Genomic DNA, 20,250 nt, shown 5'->3' on the forward strand with positions numbered 1-20,250 from the left:
CGCCGTCATCATCCCGGTGGGGAACCAGCTTGCTGGTTCGCACGTCTTGCGTCCATGGAAGGGCGCTGACTGCCCGACCGCTCACCTCGTTGGGAGGAGAAGGCTGGACGCGGCACGCGGAACGACAGCTCGAGCCCTCCGCGATCCGCATCGGTCAAGTTGCCGATGACTGCGCGGGAGATCATCTGGCCCGTGCTCAGGACTGCGCATCCCGCGCTGGTGCCCAGGTCGCCTGCGGGGATTTCTGATCGACGATCGCGCGCAGCACCCCGGCGAACGCCGTGGCCGCAGGCGTGACCGGCCGATAGGAGAGTGTTGCGATCGACCATAGGATTGCCGGACCAAGGACCCGGATGAAGCGAACGCTGCCCGGATCGAAGGTTCCCTTTGCGCACTCGGAGAAGATGCTGAGCCCCACGCCCCCCCGTACGAGCTCGGTGACGGCCCAGAGATTGGCCTCGACGGCAGTTTTCAGCCGCATGCCTTCCCGCATGAACTCCGCGCTCAACAGGTCGTGGACGAACGTTGGGGCGGGTGCGAGCATGAGCGGAAGCTCGGCAAGCTCTTTGATGGACACGCTGTCGGGAACGCCTTCAAGCAATTGGTGCGCACCGAACAACCCGACATCGTCCGCGAGCAGCGGAGTCGTGTCGAGGCCGCGCTGGCCTCGGCGGCTGGCGATGACGCCAATGTCGAGATAGCGCTCGACGAGCCGCTCGTAGCATTCCTCGCCCGGCAAGATCGATACGTTCAGGCGAACGGCGGGGTAGCGCGCGCGATAGACCTTGATCGCTTCGCTAGTGATGTAGCCGCCCATGGAAGGCGGCATGCCGACCGCGAGTGTGCCAACCGGCTCGCTGCGAGCGTCGGCGAGCTCGTGCGGCACCTCATCGATCGACTTGAGGATATCCTGTGCCCGCAGACGGAACCGGTCCCCCGCCGCCGATAACCTCACACCTCGGGCATGACGGTGGAACAGCCTGGCGCCGAGCTGCCGCTCGAGTTCGGCCATCTCACGACTGAGGACGGGCTGGGCGACGCGTAGCTGCAACGCTGCACGGGTGAAGCTTCCGGCCTCGGCAATCAGCAGAAAATGGCGCCAGGAACGCAGATTGACCGGCCCCTCCAATTCGCGCCTCCCGTGAACCGCTGCGAGCGGACCGGCATTCTAGCAGAGGCCCCCTCAAGATATAGCTCCAGCGCTATGGATGAAATACGATTTACGCTCCTGGCGGAATGGCTGGCAGCCGCATACCGTCACCCCACTCAAGAAGGGAGGAACTCGTGGACGGCTTCCTCGCCGGTGTGACCGTCGGCGGAACATCGACCGATCGCGTGCGTGCGTGCGACCCATGACGGCAAGGCACGACAGAAAGAGTGCGGCCGGGGAGCGACGCGCGCCGATAACTAACTCCGTTTCCCCGTTAGGCACACGATAGATGTGGCTTTCCGGCAAACCCAAGCCCGTCCGCAGTCCTTCATGCAGAGTAAGTAGCAGGGCCGCACATCCCGGTGCTGTCGATCTTCTTTATCACGATGCTGATTGTCTATTTCTAGATTATCCGTTTCTCTTGGTGCCGGAAACCGTCTATTGCCTGTTTGATGGGTCACCAATCCTTGGATCGAGCGGGAGGCGGACACCCCGCTGCGATATCAATCTAGATGACGGATCTCACTACGAACGCCAAGTCCACGATAGAATGGAAAGTCAATACACAACATTTTTGGAGCGGCTGGGAGGTATTAATGCTGGAAAAACTCGATGAGAGCTCGCATCTCACAGCAAATCAATGGAAGCTCGTTTCGGCCGCCGCATTTGGCATCATGCTCGAGTTTCTCGACTATTTTTTAATTGGCTTCATCCTGACCTTCGTCGTGGGACCCTGGAAGCTGACGTTCGGCGAATCATCGGTCGTGCTGCTGTCCTCGGGCATTGGGGCGATGCTCGGCGCCGTCTACTTTGGATGGCTAGCCGACCGCATTGGGCGGCGAAAAGTCTTCCTGCTGACCATTGGCATATTCACCATCAGCACAGGTGCCCTCATCTTCACGCCGGACGAAAAAGACGCGGGTTTGTTATACCTCACGGCGTTCAGATTCTTGATCGGCTTTGGGGCGGGCGGCTTGTATTGTGTCGACCTGCCGATGGTGCAGGAGTTCATGCCTGCCCGTAAGCGTGGAATTATCGCCGGCCTCGTCACTGCGGGCGTCCCGGTGGGCTTTCTCATCGGCGCCGGACTTGTCGCATTCGTCGCACCGATGATCGGCTGGCGCGGGCTGATGGGCGTTTGCGTCATACTTAGCCTGGTTACTCTCCTCATCCGCAGTTGGATCCCCGAATCGCCTCGTTGGCTGCTTAAGCAAGGGGAGCCTTGGAAAGCGCGAGAGTCGGTCGCCTGGGCTCTGCAGGTCGAGCCGACGCGGCTTCCGCTTACATCCGATATCGTCGCAGCCGGAGCTCACGCCAGGTTCGCCGACCTGCTTCGATATCCAAGAAGCCTCGCGCTCTCGTGGATCACCAATCTTGGTGGCCAAACCGGTTATTATGGGCTGGCATTGTGGTCGCCCACCCTGATCGTGAAGTTTCTAAACGTCAGGCCAGATCAGGCCGCCTTCTACATGATCTTTGTCATGTTGGCTGCACTCGCGGGTCGCATTGCTCTTTCGATCTTGTCCGAGCGTATCGGCAGGCGCATGGCAGGCACGATATGCAGCGCGGCGGCCGTGGTCACGTTGCTGGCGGCGGCGCTCGCCGGAGATACCGTGGCGGGAAGCACCGGCGTATTTCTGCTGATCCTGATGGGGGCCTATTTCTTCGGCGAGGGGCTGTTCGCCATTGTCGGGCCCTACTCTGCAGAGGTTTGGCCCTCCTCCCTCCGCACCACGGGTATGGGTTCGGCCTACGGATTCGGCGGCCTCGGCAAGATCGTTGGTCCGCTTGGATTGGCTCTCGTCGTCGGGGCGTCGGTGACGCCCAGCGCGTCCAACGTCTCGCTCCTGACAGCGTTCTCGTACTTTGCCAGCTGGTATGCGCTGGCCGGCTTGGCCTTCCTGCTGATCGGCATCGAGACAAAGGGCCAATCGATCGAGGCGATTGAACATCGCCTCGGCCGCCACGAAGGCACCGACCCCGTCGGTGTCGGCGGGTCTGGCGAGGGCCATGGCGGCACCGCCCGAGCGACACAACGGCAGTGAGCCGCTTCCCCGGCTCATCGACGGCAGACACCAACCCCGCCAATAGAACGGAGTAGAGGCATGACCATCAACCCAAGCATCGCCGCCATCGACGAGGCGACTGAGAAGCTCTCGAATTGGAAACGCTGGGGCGACAGCGACGAGATCGGCACGCTCAACCTAGTCTCGCCCGACGATATCGTCGCGGCCGCTAGGCTCGTCCGCAAGGGCAAGGCCTTCGCTATGGGCCTGCCCCTCGACAAGAATGGACCGCAAAAGGGCACTTTCGACGGGCCGCCTCGTTGGAATCCAATCCACACTATGCTTGCGACCGGCACCGACGGTCTCGCCGGTCGCTACGACGAGAAGCCGAAAATCCGATACGCCGATGATGCGATCAATATGCCGATCCAGTGTGCCACACACTGGGACGCCCTCGGTCACGTCTTCTACGGTGATACGATGTACAACGGTTACTCGGCCGCACTCGTCGATTCGCAGGGCGTACATAGGAACGGCATCGAGCATACGCGCAACAAGATGATCGGTCGCGGTGTGCTGCTCGACGTCGCCCGTTACAAGGGTGTCGACTCGCTCGACAACGGCTATGCGATCAACAATGCCGATCTCGATGCGACGGCGGAAATGCAGGGCGTTGAGGTCCGCAAGGGCGATTTTGTGATGGTCCGCACTGGCCATATGGAGCGCGTCCGTAAGGAGGGCGACTGGGGCACCTATGCCGGTGGCGACGCGCCCGGCGTGGCCTTCGAGAATTGCTACTGGTGTCACAGGAAAGACATCGCAGCGATCTGCACCGACACCTGGGGAGCCGAGGTTCGCCCGAACGGCACGACCGAAACCGCCCAGCCCTGGCACCAGGTCGTGATTCCAGCCATGGGCCTGACCATGGGCGAGATGTTCGATCTCTCGGCGCTAGCGACCGATTGTGCAGAGGATGGCGTCTACGAGTTCTTCTTCTGCGCGCCCCCCCTCATCATCACGGGTGGTACCGGCTCGCCAATCAATCCTCAGGCGATCAAGTAACGCGGAGAAAGAGATGCCCAAGACAAGCGAAAGGCCGGTCGTGCTCGTGACCGGCGGCGGGACGGGCGTCGGCGCCGCCGCTGTCATCCAGCTCGCCAAGCGTGGGTACAATGCCGTAGTGAACTACAGTCGCAGCCGCGCGGAAGCGGAGGCAACAGCCGGCGTCGCCGCCGGGCACGGCGCGGACGCGATCGCGCTTCAGGGCAACGTGGCCGAGAATGCCGATTGCTGCCGCATAGTTGAAGCGACGGTCGAGCGGTTCGGACGGCTCGACGCCGTCGTGAACAGCGCCGGCGCGACCCAGTTCGTCCCGATCCACGAGTTGGGCAAACAGAATGCCGAGGACTTCCAGCGCGTTTACGGTGTCAATGTCATTGGCACATATCAGATGGTTCGCGCCGCCGCCCCCTATCTTAAGCAGAGCGGTAGCGGCGCGATCGTCAACATCTCCTCGATTGCTGGCACGAACGGTAACGGTAGCTCCATTGCCTATGTGGCGTCGAAAGGCGCCCTCAACACGCTCACCTTGACGCTCGCCCGCCTGCTCTCGCCAGAAGTGCGGGTCAATTGTGTCCTTCCGGGGCTCATCGACACCCGGTGGTTGCCTGATGGCCTCGGCGTAGAGACCTTCGAAACGGTGAAGCGCAACTTCGCCAGCATGTCGGCATTGGACGATGTCTGCTCCGCCGAGGACATCGCCGATGCCGTGACCTTTCTGGTAGCCGACGCCTTGAAGATGACTGGGCAATTCCTGACAGTCGACGCCGGCTTCGTACTCGGCCGCCCGGCCCGCGTCTCCAAATAAGTTCAATCGGAGCAAGCGCGAAGCTATGCGATTTGGCGACTTGTGGTTCTGAAGGCAGCGCAGCCGGATCAGATTCAACCGGCATGTCGGAACAAGCTGCGGCAAAACGCTCGTCGAGGCGGGCCGTCATCTTTGATCTGCGGCACAAGTCTGCGGTGCGCTCCGGTTCGATCTGGCGCGGTCTGAAGTCTTAGGCACGCGCTCGTGTTCTGCGGTTGCGACAGCGAGCATTGGACTGTACGCGAGGTAAAGAGTGTGGACGTGCTGCCGCCCATTACGCGCAAGGAGCATTGAACGATAGAGCTTCTTCTTGCCCTACCGAGTGCCGATGCCTGGATGGCGCTGACATTGAGGCAGGCGATGGGCGCGTAGACGTCACACCCCCACAAGGTTGAAGCAGCCGCCGGCGAGACGGTTGCGCATAGTCATTGTAGGAGAATGCAATGCTGTTTCCGGCTACACGTCGTGAGACTCGGTACGGAGAACGGATCGTACGCTGCTTCAGCGACCGCCCGGCCAATATGAACGACGTATTTGTCAGCGCGGCGCAGAGGGCGCCGGACAGGGTAGCCCTCGTCTGTGGCGACCTCCGCGTCACCTACCGCGAACTCGACGCAAAGGTCGAGCGCATCGCGCGAAACCTGGTGCATGCAGGCTTGAAGAAAGGCGATCGGCTGGCACTGCTTCTCGGAAACGGCGTGGAGTTCGTCTATGCCATGCTGGCGGCAACGCGGGCCGGGCTGATCTCCGTGCCGATGAACATACGCCAGAAACTCCCTGAGGTAGAGTTCGTACTCAAGCAATGTGGGACTTCGGGCATAATATACGATGCCGAGTACGAGGCAAATGTACCGACCCGGGAAACCGTTCCTACTCTCCGACATATCTATGCTGTGGGCGAGGGGCGGGGCAAATCCTTCACAAGCCTGTACGCGGACAGCGAGCCGGCACCTTTCCCTGGCGTTACCGAAGAAGACACGTTCTGCCTGCTCTATACGTCCGGCACCACGGGCAAGCCGAAAGGCGCCATGCTGACCCACGTCAGCACAATCCATTCGCTGTTGCATTATCAAGGCGGCTTCGAACTGGCCGACGGCGCGACCGCCTTGCTGGCGGTGCCGGCCTCGCATGTGACCGGGCTAGTCGGAATCATCCTGACCGCGATCCGGGTGGCGGGAACAACTGTGATTCAGAGGGATTTCAAGGCTCGACAATTCATCGAACTAGCCTCACAGGAGAAGATTAATTTTACCATTGCCGTGCCAGCGATCTACAATCTTCTACTTCTGGATCCGGACTTCACGACCTTTGATTTATCGGCCTGGCGGGTTGCTGGTTTCGGAGGAGCTCCGATGCCCCGGGCGACGATCGAAAGGCTGGCCAACGCAGTGCCCAATCTGATTCTGTGCAACGTGTACGGCTCGACCGAGACCAGCTCTCCGGTGACGATGATGCCGCTTGGAGACATCAACAAGGCGCCGAATTCTGTCGGCAAGGTTCTGCCGTGTGCCGACATTATAGTAGTCGACGACGAAGGAAGGGAAGTTCCTCCGGGTCAGAGCGGTGAGCTCTTGATCGGCGGAGCAGTCGTGGTGCCAAGTTACTGGGACAATCCCGCCGGAGCGAAGGCCGGCTTCGCCATGGGATATTGGGTGTCGGGTGATATCGGATCCAAAGATGCGGAAGGCTTTGTGTATGTCTTCGACCGGAAGAAAGACATGATCAACCGCGCGGGCTTCAAGGTCTATTGCATCGAGGTTGAAAGCACGCTCGCTCAGATACCGGGGCTCGTCGAGAGCGCCGTCGTGGGCAAACCCGACCCAGTGCTCGGCGAGCGCGTTCACGCCTTCCTCTACGGTGAGCGGACGCTCGGCAACGAAACTGCGATCAAGCAGTTCTGTAGCGAGCGGCTCTCCGACTACAAAGTGCCGGACAGCGTGACCTTCCTCAAGGAGCCCCTGCCCCGCAATGCCAACGGCAAGGTGATCAAGAGCGAGTTACGGGCCCTGATCGCGGATTGAGGTGCATCAGGGAACGCGGAGCCGCGGCATCTCGGCACATCCGAGCAGCGATCCTCCGCAACTACCGCGCGCTCCGACCTTGAACGTGCTGGAGTATGGTGCTGTAGGCCAGCGGCGCCGCCAGCGTCCCTCCGATTTCATCTTCCAACCAACTGACGAGCGAAGTCCCACGCTTTCCCGCAGGCTTGGTGGCCCTCAAGGGCGGTCGATCATCCGCTCGCCACTGCATCTGGCAGCTTACCGGAGCCGGATCGCGGCAAGTTAAAAGTGAGAGCCGAGAGCGGGGAGAGGGTGACCCGGCCGCATCGGCGCGCCGACGCGGCCGGGAAGGCGGCCTTACAGGTCGGTGACGCGCTCCGGGTCGGCCGAGGCGAGTGCGGCGGCGCGCTCTGCCTTTGGCGGGTAGATCCACACGGTGTTGATCTCCTGCTTGGTCTTCTTCGCCTCAGTGCCGGTCATCTCCACCTTGCGGTCCCAGCCGCGGGTGAACAGCGCGCCGGCTTCCCCCAGGTCGAGGCAGGTGACGTAGGCCTTCTGGTGATAGGGCTTGGTGGGCTCGCCCAGGAGCTCGGCGGCGGCGTTGTTGCCGGCGAAGGCGCCCATGCGCGTCGCGTGCTGGCACGACATCAGCGCGTAGTTGCCGACATCGTCGCAGGCCGCCCGGGCGGCATCGCCGGTGGCGAAGACGCCGGCGACGGATGGAACGCGCAGGTCCCGGTCGACCAGCAGCCGGCCGAACTTGTCGCGCTCGGCCGGGATCTGCTCGGTCAGCGGCGCGGCGCGGATGCCCGCGGCCCACACCACCGTCGCGGCGTCGATGTGCTCGCCGCTGCTCAGCGTCACGCCGGCTTGGTCGAGGCCGGCGACGCCGACGCCGAGGCGGGTCTCCACCCCGAGCTGGCGCAGGGCCGCCTCGATGACCGGCCGCGGGCCCTCGCCCATGTCGGGCGCGATGCCCTCGCTGCGGTCGACGATGATGACGCGCGGCTTGGCCGCGGCGCCGAGCACGGCGCGCAGGCGCGCCGGCATCTCCGTCGCCGCCTCGATGCCGGTGAAGCCGCCGCCGGCCACCACGACGGTGTCGCGCGCCGCCGTGGCCGGCCGAGCCGCGAGGTCGGTCAGATGCCGGTCGAGCGCGATGGCGTCGGCGAGCGAATCCACGCTGAAGCCGAATTCGGCGAGGCCCGGCACGTTGGGGCGGAACAGCTGGCTGCCGGTGGCCACCACCAGGCGATCGTAGGCGAGCGTCCTGCGCTTGCCGTCGCCGGTCGCGACCTCCACCGCGCGCTGCTTGGTGTCGACCGTCTCGGCCCGGCCCTGCACGTAGACGACATCGATCGCCTTGAGCACGTCGAGGAGCGGGGCCGTCAAGGTCTCGGGCTTGGGCTCGTAGAGCCGCGGGCGGACCACCAGGGTCGGCTCCGGTGCCACCAGCACGATCTCGAGGTCCTTGGGGGTGGCGCCCCGGATGTCGCGCAGGCGGGCGGACGACAGGGCGGCATACATGGCGGCAAAGCCGGCGCCGATGATGACGATGCGCATGGGATCTACTCCTGTGAGATGGGTTGTGGGAATTCGATTTCCGGCTGCCGCGACGGCGGGAGGCCCGGAGAACGCAGAAGAGAGGACGCGGACGCACGCTCCTCGAGCAGATGTCGCCACCTGACCGAATGTATTTGTTATATTTCTACTTCACTTCACTTCACTTTGCGGGGCAGCGGCGCGGCCGCCCTGCTGCTAGTGCATTTCCGCGTTTCCTCGAATCGCCGAAATGCTCTATCTGTTTGATTTGTCGCGGTTTCTTCACGCGAACCGGCGTCCACTTCGCTCGAAAACCCTCTAAGCGACGAGTTTCAAGACGAGTTGAGCGCCTTGGGTCGCCATCGCGCTCAGGACGATGAGCGAGAGCGGGATGACGAGGTGGAGCGGTGCCCTGGCCATCCCTAATCGGCCACGAAGGCGGCCAGCGCGCCGTTGACGATGTCGGCATGGGTGGTGCCCATGCCGTGCGGCAGCTTCTCGAAGATCTTGAGCGTGCCGTTCCTGACCAGCTTGGCGGACAGCACCGCGGAGTCGGCGACGGGCACGATCTGATCGTCGTCGCCGTGCAGGATGAGCGTGGGCACGGTGATGGCCTTCAGGTCGTCGGTGAAGTCCGTCTCGGAGAACGCCTTGATGCCGTCGTAGTGCGCCTTGGCGCCGCCCATCATGCCCTGGCGCCACCAGTTCCAGATGACCGCCTGCGACGCCTGGGCCCCCGGGCGGTTGTAGCCGTAGAAAGGGCCGCTGGCGAAATCGAGGTAGAACTGCGCCCGGTTGGCCGCAAGCGCACTGCGCAGGCCGTCGAACACGGTGACGGGCAGGCCGCCGGGGTTGGCCGCCGTCTTCAGCATCAGCGGCGGCACGGCGCCGATCAGCACCAGCTTGGCGACGCGGCCCTGGCCGTGCCGGGCGACATAGCGCGCAGCCTCGCCGCCGCCGGTGGAATGCCCGATGTGGATGGCATTGCGCAGGTCGAGGTGCTCGGCCACCGCGGCGGCGTCGGCGGCGTAGTGGTCCATGTCGTGGCCCTCGCTCACCTGGCTGGAGCGGCCATGGCCCCGGCGGTCGTGCGCAATGACGCGGTAGCCCTTGCCGACGAAGTGGAGCATCTGCGTGTCCCAGTCGTCGGAGCTCAGCGGCCAGCCGTGGTGGAAGACGATGGGCTGCGCGCCCTTCGGCCCCCAATCCTTGTAGAAGATGCGGACGCCGTCCTTGGTCGTGACCCTGTTCATGCGATCGGTCCTTTGCGCCGCGCGCCTTGGTTGCTTCGCCTCTTCGCTCGCGGCGGACGAAGAGCGAAAGATGGCCGGGAGAGTCGCGACGAGCCCGGCCGCGAGAACAAATCGACGCGATGTATTCGCGAAGGACGCATCTGAATTGATCGGGACCATCACTTGCTCCGTCGTGCCCTTGATCTGGATTGAACGGTACCGTGTCCGGCCGGCCGCTGCGCCATCGCGATTGCGGCGATTGCAGCGCGCTTGCGGCTACCGCACGCGCCGGCGCCAATCGCGCGGGGCTTCCCCGGTCAGCCGCCGGAAGGCTGCGGCGAAGGCCGTCTGCGAGGCATAGCCGAGCGCCGCCGCGATCTGCGCGACCGGCACATCGGTGTCGCGCAGCATCGCCATCGCCTGCTCGAGCCGGCGCTGGCGCAGCCACACGTGGGGCGAGAGCCCGGTGCTGTCCTTGAAGGCCCGGCAGAAATGGAAGCGCGACAGGCCGGCATCCGCCGCGAGCGCTGCGAGCGAGACGTCCGCGTCGTGATCGGAGCGCAGCCGCTCAATGGCCCGGCGCAGCGCGGTCGGCGACAGGCCGCCCAGGGCCGGCTGGAGCACGGCCTGCGAGCCGGCATGCGCGGCGAGGAGGCGCGTGGCGAGGAGCTCCGTCACCTGCTGCCGGAACAGGGCGTCCAGCGCCTCGCTGCCGTCCAGCACATCGCCGGCGCTCAGCAGCAGCCGCGCCGTGGTGGGGTCGGGATAGCCGGTTCGCTCCAGCAGCTCGCTCGGCGTCCCCCGCTCCGCCTCGCCGGCGATGCGCGCCAGCGTCGCTTGCGGCAGATAGAGCTGCAGGACGTCGACGGTCCCCGCAATGTCCCAGCGGGCGCTCGTCCCCGCCGGGATGATCGTCACCACGCCGATCCGCGCCGTACCGACGGCGACCGATCGCCCCGCCCGCCGCTCCAGGCGCTGCATGGCGCCCGTGTAGGTCATGATCACGTGATGCGTCATAGGCTCGACGATGTCGTGCAGGGCGCCGTGCTGCCACTGAGCGATCGCGCCGCTGGACGGGTCGGCAGCCATGCGCAGGGGCGCGGTCTTGAGGACGCGGGCCATCTCCACATCGGCGGGGCGCAGCCCGTCGCCCGGCGCCCGATCCTCGCGCCGGACCAAGGCGCGGTCCGCCGGCAGGTCCTGCGGCCAGGCATTGCAAAGGATCGGCTTAACCATCGAAGTGGGCTCGCGTTCGGGAGAACGTGTTCACGCCTCGCAGGCCCGTCCCTAGCCGCTGAGGCGGGGAGCCGTTGACCGTGTGCTGATGATAATGGCTGGAAGAGCCGATCTCTCGTATCGGTCGGCACGTCTAATCTGTCGCGTCGAGCGGATAGAGCGACCTGTACTCTGGGCTAGTATCGGATCAGGGAAAGCCGGTTGGACGGATCATCCGCTGCCGGCCGGGAGCCGGGACGGGCCCTGGCGGGCTGGACCGATGCGACCGTCAGCAGCCGATCGCGGCCGGCACCGGCAGGGTGAAGCGGAAATGGGCGCCGCCGTCGGGACGGTTTGCGCCCGCGATGCTGCCGCCGTGCGCGGCGATGATTGACTGGCAGATGGCGAGGCCGATGCCGATGCCGCTGTCCTTGGTGCTGAAGAAACTGTCGAAGATATGCTCCAGATGCGCCGCGGCGACGCCCGGCCCGTTGTCGAGGGCGGAGAAGACCACGGCCCCCTTGTCGTCGATCGACGTGCGGATATCGATCCGGCGCGCCGACTGCCCGGTCTGCGCGATGGCCTGCACGCTGTTGACCAGGAGGTTGATGATCACCTGCTGCAGCTGGATCCGGTCGCCCATCACGCGCGGCAGCCCGGGGCCGAACGCCTTCGACAGGGCGATCGCTTTGGAATCGATGTCGTGGCGGATGAAGAGCAGCGCCTCTTCGGCCACCTCGTTGAGATCGATGAGACGCTTCTCCGGCTCGTGCTTCGCCGCCATGCCGCGGATGCGGTGGATGATATCGCTGGCCCGGCGCGCGCTGGTGACCATCCGCGCCGTCAGCTGCGTGACCTTCTCCGTGTTCGGCTCGGGCCGGGCCAGCCAGCGCAGGCTCGTCTCGCCGTTGGTGACGATGGCGGCCAGCGGCTGATTGATCTCGTGTGCGATCGATGTCGCAAGCTCGCCCAGGGTGGCGATGCGCCCGGCATGCGCGAAGTTGGTCTGCAACTGGCGAAGCTGTTCTTCCGTATTCAGCCGCTCGCTGATGTCCTGCATCGTGATGAAGGTGGTATCGAGCTGCTCGGGCCGCACCGGGTAGGTGACGGTGAACAGGACGTCGATCACGGTGCCGTCGAAGGCGAGGATCTTCGTCTCCTCGATCAGGTTCCGTCGTCCCTCGAAGTGCGCGATCATGACCCGCCGCGCGAGCCCCGGGGTGGCCTCGAACAGGTAGCGAACCGGCCTGACGAGATCGGCGGCGTTGGCGGCCCGAAACAGCGACACCGCGTCCCGGTTGGCCTCGGTCACGCGCACCGCGTCCTTGGCCGCCTCCACGAGGCCTGGATTTTCGTCGAGGTGCGCGGCGATATCGCGGATGCCGTCCGCCTTCAACTGGTCGAAGACCTCGCCGGCACGGCGGGAGTCGACCTGCCACAGCGCCGTCGGAAGATACTGTATGAGCTGGCGGTAGCGCTCTTCGCTGGCCTGCAATTCCCACGAGGTGCGATCGTCCGGCGCCGCACCGCTGAGCGTCACGAAGACGGTGCCCGGCGGCCTCGGCTCGCCCGCATGCCAGACGCGGATCAGCGGGTCGCGGATCGCGCCGCTCGAGACGACCTTGCGGGTCTCGAGCCGGGCGCGGTCGGTCGCGACGCTGGCAAGCAGCGTTGCCAGGACCGCCCGGCTCTCCGCCGGCCAGAATGCGCCGACGGACTGGCCCAGCATCTGCTCGAGGCCGGCATGGGCGCCGAACATCCGCACCGCGCGATCGTTGACGGCCGTGATGCGGGCAGCCGCCAGCAGCTCGTCCATCCAGTGCGGGTGCGGCCCGGCCTCTGCGGGCGGATCCGGTCCATCGAGGCGGCCGATCGTTTGGAGCAGAGGCTGCGCGGCCGACAGATCCAGCTCCCAGCAGGCGGCGAGCGAGCCTTGCAGCTCGGCATCCATGCGCAGGCCGGCCGCCTGCGACGGCTCGCCGACATCGCGCCCGTATTCGACGATGTCCAGCAGCGCGCCGGCCGCACCGCGCCTGACGATCTGCCGCACGGCAACGGCCACCTCCCGTCCGGCCAACGTGCGGCGCCGGACGACGCCCTCCCATCGGCCTTCCCGCAGCAGGGCGCGGTGGTGGTCCGCATCGAGGGGGTCGCGGGCACAGACGGCCGAGATGTCCTGGCCGATGACGGCCATCGCCGGCCAGCCGTAGAGCCCCTCGGAGGCGGCATTCCAATAGCGAACGATCCCGCCCTCGTCACACACGATCACGCTGTCCGACGCGAGGTCGGACAGTTCCATTCCCGGCGGCGCGGCGAAGGGGCGTTGGCGCACGCCCGTCCTGCTCAAGTCGCCGGGACTAGCCATCGAAGAGCGTCCCCTGGCCGCCGCCGAGACCGCCGACATCTCTCAGGGCGGCCTTCAGGTGGTTACACAATTCGTCGCTGCTGACCGGCTTGGTCAGATAGGCCTGGGCGCCGCTGCTCATGGCACGGGTTCGGGTCGTCGTATTCCTGTCTGCGGTGACGATGATGACCGGGATCGAGGAGCCCAGCCTGCGCAGGTGCTCCAAAAGGTCGAGCCCGCTATGACCGGGCATGCTCACGTCGGCAATCAGGCAATCGAACCTGCCCGGGACGTAGTCCGCCATGAAGGCCTCCGCTCGATCAAACGTCCGACATGGTAGATCCAGCACCAGAAGGAGATCGGAGAGGGCCTCTCGCACAGCTTCGTCGTCATCGACGATTGCGACTATGGGCGCTTTGGACAAGCGAATGACTCTCGCTGGCGTGGCCGGATGGCCACCCTCTCATCTGACCCAGAGCCGGCCGGATCGTAACCATCCTTTGGTCTAGTGTGGGGCATCCGTCAGCGGCGTTCCGCCCGCGTGCGGCCTTCGGCCTTGGAGGACGTGAGCGCGGCCGTCACGCCCATGGCCGCGGCGACGAATCCAGTGTTCGGGCGGCCCCCTTCTCTCGAACCTCCACAGGCAACAATTCCCAGATGCGGATCAGTTGGCCGACGGACGTTGCTTGCATCTTCTTCGTTACATTACCGCGGTGCAGCTTGACGGTGACCTCGCTGATGCCCAGGTCGAAGGCGATCTGCTTGTTGAGGCGGCCTCGCGCTACTTCGCGCAGCACTTCCCGCTCGCGCGGTGTCAGCCTGGCGTAGTGGTCGATATGCTGCTTGGTGAGCCGGGCAGCCTGTCGTTGCGCGATATCCCTCTCGATGCCCGCCGCAACCGCATCGAGCAGCGTCTGATCCCGGACGGGCTTCGTGAGAAAGTCGATGGCGCCGGCCTTCATCGCCTGCACCGTCATGGCGATGTCGCCGTGGCCGGTGAGAAAGATGATCGGCTTGGGGTTGCCGTTCGCGGCCAGATATTGCTGCAGGTCGAGCCCGCTGGCGCCCGGCATGCGCACGTCGAGGATGAGGCAGCCCGGCCGCTCCGGCAGCTCCGCCTGCAACAGGTCCTGGGTCGAGCCGAAGCAGCATGCGTCGATGCCCACCGACAGCAGGAGCTCCCGCAGCGCCGACCGCACCTCGTCGTCATCGTCGACGATCAGCACGAGCGGGCAATCGGCGGCCTTGTCGACGACGATGCCCATGGGAAAAGAATGTGGCAAAGCCAATGGAGCGGCGAGTGCGGCTCTGGCAACCATTGCCCGACCTCCTTTGACCTTTTCTCCTTGACGGTCCAACATCACGTTCGCCGAAGACTTGGAAGCACCGAGCGGGGTCGGTACATGGCGACACCCGGGGTTTGAGCGGTCGTTGCGTTCTAGGCGCGAGGCGGCCCGGCGTCTTTCCTGAAACCAGCGTGCTTTGCCCGATCCTGCTGCAAGCTCGGCTTTGCCGAGGCGGGGAACGGCGCGCAGGTCCAAGCGGCCCGCGGACGGCGCAGGCGCCTGGACGACTGCCGGCCCAACCAGAGCCACTTCACGCGGGTGTTTTCGTCGATCGTCGGCGTCAGCCCCGGCGTATGGCGGCGCGAACGGCATGCTGCCGCCGACCGCGAGACCTGATCCGGCCGAGCCCTCCGGGAAAGCCGCGTCTGGACGGCGGCGCGCCGATGCCCGATAATGAGCGGCGTTCGCGAGCCCGCGGTGGCGCCAGCCCAATCGATCTCCAGCCCACTCCATTTGATGAGACCGACGCAGACCATGGCTCAGGCGGGCGTCTATGGACCGAGGCTCGGGCGCGGCTTGAAGCTGAAGGCCGCGCCAGCCCTGATCACGCGGTCCCTGCACAGCGCCGAACTGGCGGTCACCGAGACCCGGAATGACGAGCCGGAGCCGGGTCTGTCCGGCTCCCTCCCTGCCGAGGATGCCTATCTCGTCAGCCTCAAGTTCCGCGACTACCCCGATTGCGAATGCTGGGAGCGCGGCCGCTTCGTCAACAAGGCGGACGTGCGCGCCGGCGCCACCTATCTGTATGACCTGAAGCGCGATCCGCGCTATGTGATGGACAAGCCGTTCCACTCGATCTTCTTCTATCTGCCGCGCACCGCGCTCGACGGCATCGCCGAGCAATCCGGCGCGCCGCGCGTGGGCGAGCTCGCCTACGAGCCGGGCATCGGCCACGACGACGCGGTCGTCCGTCACCTCGGCGCCTCGCTGCTGGAGGGCTTGCAGCGGCCGGGCGAGGCCAACCAGCTCTTCATCGACCACATGATGCTGGCCTTCACCGCCCACATCGTGCAGGCCTATGGCGGGTTGCGGCCGCTCACCTCGGCCCCGCGCGGCGGCCTCGCCCCGTGGCAGGCGAAGCGCGCCTGCGAGCGGCTGGAGGCCGACCTCGGCGGCAAGCTGTCGTTGCAGCGGATTGCGGCCGAGTTCGACCTCTCGGTCAGCCACTTTTCGCGCGCGTTCCGGAAGTCGACCGGCCTGCCTCCCCACCAGTGGCTGCTCCACCAGCGCGTGAAGGCCGCCAAGCAGCTGATGACGGTGCGCGAGCTCCCGCTGTCGGAGATCGCCATCGCGGCGGGGTTCGCCAATCAAAGCCACATGACGCGGGTGTTCTCCTCCATCGTCGGCATCAGCCCCGGCGCGTGGCGCCGTGACACGCCGGGCGGCGCCCGGAACGAGGAGGCCTGACCGGGAGCGGCTGCTCAGATCGGCTGGCTCCATCCGATCGGGAGGCGTGCCGGGGACACGGCGCAGGCGCGGCGCGCCGCAAAGATCTCGTCCGCCGGCAGGCCGATGCCCTCCGCGAGCGTGGCCGGATCGAACGGGAGGGCGCCGCGCGCGCACTCCACCTCCATGCCGGTGACGACGAGCGTGCCGAGCCGGATCGCCTCGCGGTCGTCCTCCTCCGGCCAGCGGGCGGTCACGTCCAGGATGGGGTCGCCCGGACGGCCGGGCAGCGCCATCACGCTGAAGCGCACGTCGCCCGCAGCGATGCGCCATGCAAGGTCGTCGAGCAGGACGGCGGCGGTCGTGGCACTCTCCTCCGCTCCCCTGCCGGCCTCGCCGCCGACCGGCACGATCTTGAACTTGATGAAGCGCGTCTCGCCCGTCGCGCTGGTGGCGGGAAAGGCATGAACGCCCCAGTAGACCGTGCCCGCATAGCTCGGCGGCGGGGGGGTGTCGGCGATGCAGTCGCTCTGATGCAGCGTCTCCGGATGGGCGGCGCAAAAGGCCCCGATGGCCTCCGGATCCGGCCTGCCCCCGGCGCGGGGACGGCGCGCCTCGATAAACCCCAGCATCTGCTCGAGCGTGCGGGCATAGTGCACCGGCGCGCTTTGGGCGACGATGTCGGACCGATGGGCATCGGCGCCGAGGCTGAAGCTGAAGCCGCGCAGCTTGCCGGCGGCCGCCCCGTTGGCGTCGCCGCCGCCGACCGAGAAGCGAGCCAGGATCCGCGACGGCCTGGTGAAGCTCCGTGATTTCGTGATGTCCCCGGCGTGATCCGAGGGGGCATAGGTGCCGCGAACGCATCGACCTCTGGCGAAGCTCGCGCCCGCCGTCGACGGATCACCGGCGACCGCCCGAAGGGCATCGACGATGGCTGCGGGCGTGGCGGCTCCGAACCGGGACATGGCGAACCTTCGCGTGAACACTAGAGCATTTCCGCGCTTCTTCGAATCGCCGAAATGCTCTATTTGTTTGTTTGTCGCGTTTTCTTCACGCGAACCGGCGTCCACTTCGCTCGAAAACGCTCTGGGCGCGCGTTCCGGCGCGCCCGCGGCCGGTGGGGCACCAGCCGCAAGCGCGCCCGATTCAAAATGTTGGAGCCTCTCCTGCGCTGCCGCCACGGGTAGGCGCCGGGCCCGCCGGCGTCTTTCCCAAAGCGGGCGCGGCTTGTCCGAACCTGCTCCAAACCACCGGCGAAGGCCGCCCCCGGGCCATCCGGGGCCCGTGTGGTGAGCCGGCAGACGCTGGCGCACCTGCCATTGTGGGACATCCCTTCACGTCAGGTGCCAAGCGGCCGTCGTGCTGACGGGCGCCAAGGCTTGGTGGGGCTCGCACGCACAGGGCGATCCGGGTGTCGCGCGAGTCGCCGGCCCGCCGTCCACCTAGACCTGTGGCCTAGGCGCATGAGCCCGTCGTACGGTGGTGCCGCCCCCCTGACCCGACGCAATGTGGCGCATCTCGTTCAAGACGAAGCGGAAAGGACGACGCGCCATGTCTGCGCTAAACGACAAGATCGTCATCGTCACCGGCGGAAGCTCCGGCATCGGTCGCGCCACGGCGCTGAGCTTCGCCGAGCGAGGCGCCAAGGTGCTGATCACCGGACGCCGCGCCGCGCCGCTCGAGGCCGTGGCCGCGCTGCACCCCCATATCGTCGCCGTGGTTGCCGACGCCGCGGCGCCGGGCGATGCGGCGCGCACCGTCGCCAAGGCCATCACCTCGTGGGGCGGCCTGGATGTGCTGGTCAACAATGCCGGCGCGGGCGCCATCCTGCCCCTCGCCAGCGCGACGGCCGAGCAGATCACGGCGATCCTTGCAGTCAACGTGCTCGGCCCGAGCCTGCTCGCCGCGGAGGCGCTGCCCCATCTGGCCCGCACCAAGGGAACGATCGTCAACGTTTCGAGCACGTTCGGCCACCGGCCGGCGGCCGGGCTGTCCCACTACGCGGCCAGCAAGGCTGCACTCGAGCAGCTGACGCGCTGCTGGGCGCTGGAGCTGGCGCCGCAGGGCATCCGCGTCAATGCCGTTGCGCCGGGACCGACCGAGTCGGGGGCTCTGACCGGCATGATGGGCCTCTCGCTCCAGGATGCGGCCGCCGTCCAGGACCAGGAGCGTGAGCGCATACCGCTCAAGCGACGGGGAAACCCGGACGATGTGGCGCGGTGGATCGTCGAGCTCGCCGAACCGGCCTCCAATTGGGTGACCGGCCAGGTGATCGCCGTCGATGGCGGCCTCGGCCTCACCTAGCCGGCCGCACCGGCCCGCCTGCGGGAGCCCTTGTCGATGAAGCGCCACCTCGCCGCCATCCTCGCTGCCGACGTGGTCGGCTACAGCCGGCTGATGGAGCAGGACGAGGCGGGCACGTTCGCCAGGCTGCGCGCGCTGCGCACGGAGCTCTTCGAGCCTCAGATCGCCAGGCATCACGGCCGCATCTTCAAGGTCATGGGCGACGGCCTGCTGGCCGAGTTCCTCAGCGTCGTCGACGCCGTCGCATGCGCGGTCGCGCTCCAGAGCGGCCTCGCCGCCCGCAACCTCGGCATCGACGACGGGCGGCGCATCGACGTGCGGGTCGGCATCAACCTCGACGACGTGATCGCCGAGGGCGACGACCGGCATGGCGAGGGCGTGAACATCGCGGCGCGCTTGCAGGAGCTCGCCGAGCCCGGCGGGATCGCCGTGTCGCGCACCGTCGCCGAGCACGTCGAGCGCAAGCTCCAGGTGAGGTTCGAGGGGCGCGGTAAGCACCAGCTCAAGAACATCGCGGAGCCGGTCTACGTCTACCGCATCCGCTCGCCCGCGCGTGCCGACACCGGATGCGGGCTGCCGCGAGAGGCTGCCTCGCTGCCCACGAGGCCGGCGGTGGCCGTCCTCGCCTTCGACAACATGAGCGGCGACCCGGCGCAACAATACTTCAGCGACGGCATCACCGAAGACATCATCACCGCCTTGTCCCGCGTGAAGTGGTTCCTGGTCATCGCCCGCAACTCGAGCTTCACCTACAGGGACCGATCGGTCGACGTGAAGCAGGTGGCGCGCGAGCTCGGGGTGCACTACGTGCTCGAGGGCAGCGTGCGCAAGGCGGGCGAGCGCGTGCGCATCACCGGCCAGCTCATCCAGGCCGATACCGGCGCACACATCTGGGCCGACCGTTTCGACGGCGAACTTTCGGACGTCTTCGACCTCCAGGACCAGATCACCGCGAGCGTCGTCGCCGCCATCGAGCCGTCCTTGCGGCGAGCCGAGATCGATCGGGCGCGCCGCAAGCCGACGGAGCGGCTCGACGCCCATGACTGGTATCTGCGGGCGCTGCCGCCCTTCTACACCCTGACCCGCGAGGGCGTCGACGAAGCGATCGCGCTGCTCGACCGGGCCATCGGCATCGACCCGCACTTCGCGCTGGCCAAGGCGCTGGCGGCGCGCTGTCATGCCTGGCGCGACCCGCTGGGCTGGGCAACGGCGCCCGCCGAGCGGGCGACCGCCGTCCGGCTCGGCCGCGAGGCGCTCCGCGAGGGCGCCGACGATCCATCGGTGCTGTGGATGGTCGGCTTTGCCATGTGGCAGCTGCGCGTCGATTTCGACGGCGCCCTCGAGCTCTACGACAGGTCGCTCGCGCTGAACCCCAATTGCCCGCAGGCGTTGACCCTGCGGGGCTGGGCGCTGGCAACCACGGGACGCCTGGACGAGGCGACCGCCGCACTGTCGTCCGCGCTGCGTCTCAGCCCCTTCGACCCCGAGACGTTCTTTACGATGTCGGCCCTGGGCTGGACCTGTCTCATGGCTGAGCGCTTCGACGAAGCCCTCGAATGGACCTCCCGGGCCCTGCGAGCGCGGCCCACCTTCGCCCCAGCCCTGCGCTTCCATGCGGTTGCGCTGGCCGAAGTCGGCCGATTGAACGAAGCGCGCGACGCGGTCGCGCGCCTCCTTGTGCTGGAGCCCGGCCTGACCGCGTCGAGCCTCCGCCGCCGGGCGCCGGTGCCAGACGCGAGGCTGATGGGCATCTACCTGGAGGGCCTGCGCCGGGCGGGGCTGCCGGATTGACGGCTTCGAAGCCGGGGCGGCGGACGGGCGGCGCCGCGCACGGCGATCATTGCCACCTCGGCAGGCC

At 66.5% G+C, this 20,250-nt stretch carries 15 protein-coding genes and 1 pseudogene; 8 read left to right on the forward strand and 8 right to left on the reverse strand.

The features are described from left to right. Positions 1-196: 196 nt before the first annotated feature. The gene (locus tag IEW34_RS22370) at positions 197-1,129 is read right to left on the reverse strand and encodes a LysR family transcriptional regulator (RefSeq protein WP_188611425.1); all 933 of its coding nucleotides are present in this window, start codon (positions 1,127-1,129) and stop codon (positions 197-199) included. A gap of 533 nt (positions 1,130-1,662) precedes the next feature. Between IEW34_RS22370 and IEW34_RS22375 the strand changes: the two genes are divergently transcribed. The 4 genes from IEW34_RS22375 to IEW34_RS22390 all read left to right on the forward strand — a co-directional run bounded on the left by IEW34_RS22375 (position 1,663) and on the right by IEW34_RS22390 (position 7,044). Beyond that, on the forward strand, positions 1,663-3,195 hold the full coding sequence (locus tag IEW34_RS22375; RefSeq protein WP_244642141.1) for an MFS transporter: 1,533 nt from the start codon (positions 1,663-1,665) through the stop codon (positions 3,193-3,195). 60 nt (positions 3,196-3,255) lie between these two features. Next, entirely contained in the window at positions 3,256-4,218 is a 963-nt protein-coding gene (locus IEW34_RS22380) for a cyclase family protein (protein ID WP_188611426.1), read from the forward strand. 13 nt (positions 4,219-4,231) lie between these two features. Continuing rightward, the gene (locus tag IEW34_RS22385; protein ID WP_188611427.1) at positions 4,232-5,023 is read left to right on the forward strand and encodes an SDR family NAD(P)-dependent oxidoreductase; all 792 of its coding nucleotides are present in this window, start codon (positions 4,232-4,234) and stop codon (positions 5,021-5,023) included. A gap of 443 nt (positions 5,024-5,466) precedes the next feature. Then, positions 5,467-7,044: a class I adenylate-forming enzyme family protein gene (locus tag IEW34_RS22390; RefSeq protein WP_188611428.1), complete on the forward strand. Its 1,578-nt coding sequence runs from the start codon at positions 5,467-5,469 to the stop codon at positions 7,042-7,044. A 336-nt stretch (positions 7,045-7,380) separates the two neighbouring features. Here the strand turns inward: IEW34_RS22390 and IEW34_RS22395 are convergent, their stop codons facing one another. From IEW34_RS22395 to IEW34_RS22420, 6 genes are all read right to left on the reverse strand, one after another. Beyond that, entirely contained in the window at positions 7,381-8,586 is a 1,206-nt protein-coding gene (locus IEW34_RS22395; protein WP_188611429.1) for an NAD(P)/FAD-dependent oxidoreductase, read from the reverse strand. 401 nt (positions 8,587-8,987) lie between these two features. Further along, on the reverse strand, positions 8,988-9,818 hold the full coding sequence (locus tag IEW34_RS22400) for an alpha/beta fold hydrolase (protein ID WP_188611430.1): 831 nt from the start codon (positions 9,816-9,818) through the stop codon (positions 8,988-8,990). Between the two features lie 255 nt (positions 9,819-10,073). Further along, positions 10,074-11,033 (reverse strand): AraC family transcriptional regulator, encoded by a 960-nt coding sequence (locus tag IEW34_RS22405; protein WP_188611431.1) that lies wholly within the window; start codon positions 11,031-11,033, stop codon positions 10,074-10,076. Positions 11,034-11,301: 268 nt separating this feature from the next. Then, entirely contained in the window at positions 11,302-13,344 is a 2,043-nt protein-coding gene (locus tag IEW34_RS22410; protein WP_188611432.1) for a PAS domain-containing sensor histidine kinase, read from the reverse strand. Positions 13,345-13,369: 25 nt separating this feature from the next. Further along, positions 13,370-13,780: a response regulator transcription factor gene (locus tag IEW34_RS22415; RefSeq protein ID WP_188611433.1), complete on the reverse strand. Its 411-nt coding sequence runs from the start codon at positions 13,778-13,780 to the stop codon at positions 13,370-13,372. A gap of 154 nt (positions 13,781-13,934) precedes the next feature. Further along, positions 13,935-14,621 (reverse strand): response regulator transcription factor, encoded by a 687-nt coding sequence (locus IEW34_RS22420; RefSeq protein WP_188611530.1) that lies wholly within the window; start codon positions 14,619-14,621, stop codon positions 13,935-13,937. A gap of 318 nt (positions 14,622-14,939) precedes the next feature. Here IEW34_RS22420 and IEW34_RS31140 point away from each other — a divergent pair. Then, positions 14,940-15,038 (forward strand): annotated as a pseudogene (locus IEW34_RS31140) (AraC family transcriptional regulator); the annotation flags it as partial. 138 nt (positions 15,039-15,176) lie between these two features. Beyond that, the gene (locus tag IEW34_RS22425) at positions 15,177-16,109 is read left to right on the forward strand and encodes an AraC family transcriptional regulator (protein WP_188611434.1); all 933 of its coding nucleotides are present in this window, start codon (positions 15,177-15,179) and stop codon (positions 16,107-16,109) included. 14 nt (positions 16,110-16,123) lie between these two features. Here IEW34_RS22425 and IEW34_RS22430 read toward each other — a convergent pair whose 3' ends face one another. Next, a complete protein-coding gene (locus tag IEW34_RS22430; RefSeq protein ID WP_188611435.1) occupies positions 16,124-17,053 on the reverse strand; it encodes a catalase in 930 nt (309 codons plus the stop codon). 586 nt (positions 17,054-17,639) lie between these two features. Here IEW34_RS22430 and IEW34_RS22435 point away from each other — a divergent pair. Both IEW34_RS22435 and IEW34_RS22440 read left to right on the forward strand, forming a co-directional pair. Next, positions 17,640-18,392: an SDR family NAD(P)-dependent oxidoreductase gene (locus IEW34_RS22435; RefSeq protein WP_188611436.1), complete on the forward strand. Its 753-nt coding sequence runs from the start codon at positions 17,640-17,642 to the stop codon at positions 18,390-18,392. Positions 18,393-18,428: 36 nt separating this feature from the next. Continuing rightward, a complete protein-coding gene (locus IEW34_RS22440) occupies positions 18,429-20,183 on the forward strand; it encodes an adenylate/guanylate cyclase domain-containing protein (protein ID WP_188611437.1) in 1,755 nt (584 codons plus the stop codon). The last annotated feature ends 67 nt before the right edge of the window (positions 20,184-20,250 follow it).

It is taken from the genome of Chelatococcus reniformis (assembly GCF_014640075.1).
Taxonomy (GTDB): domain Bacteria; phylum Pseudomonadota; class Alphaproteobacteria; order Rhizobiales; family Beijerinckiaceae; genus Camelimonas; species Camelimonas reniformis.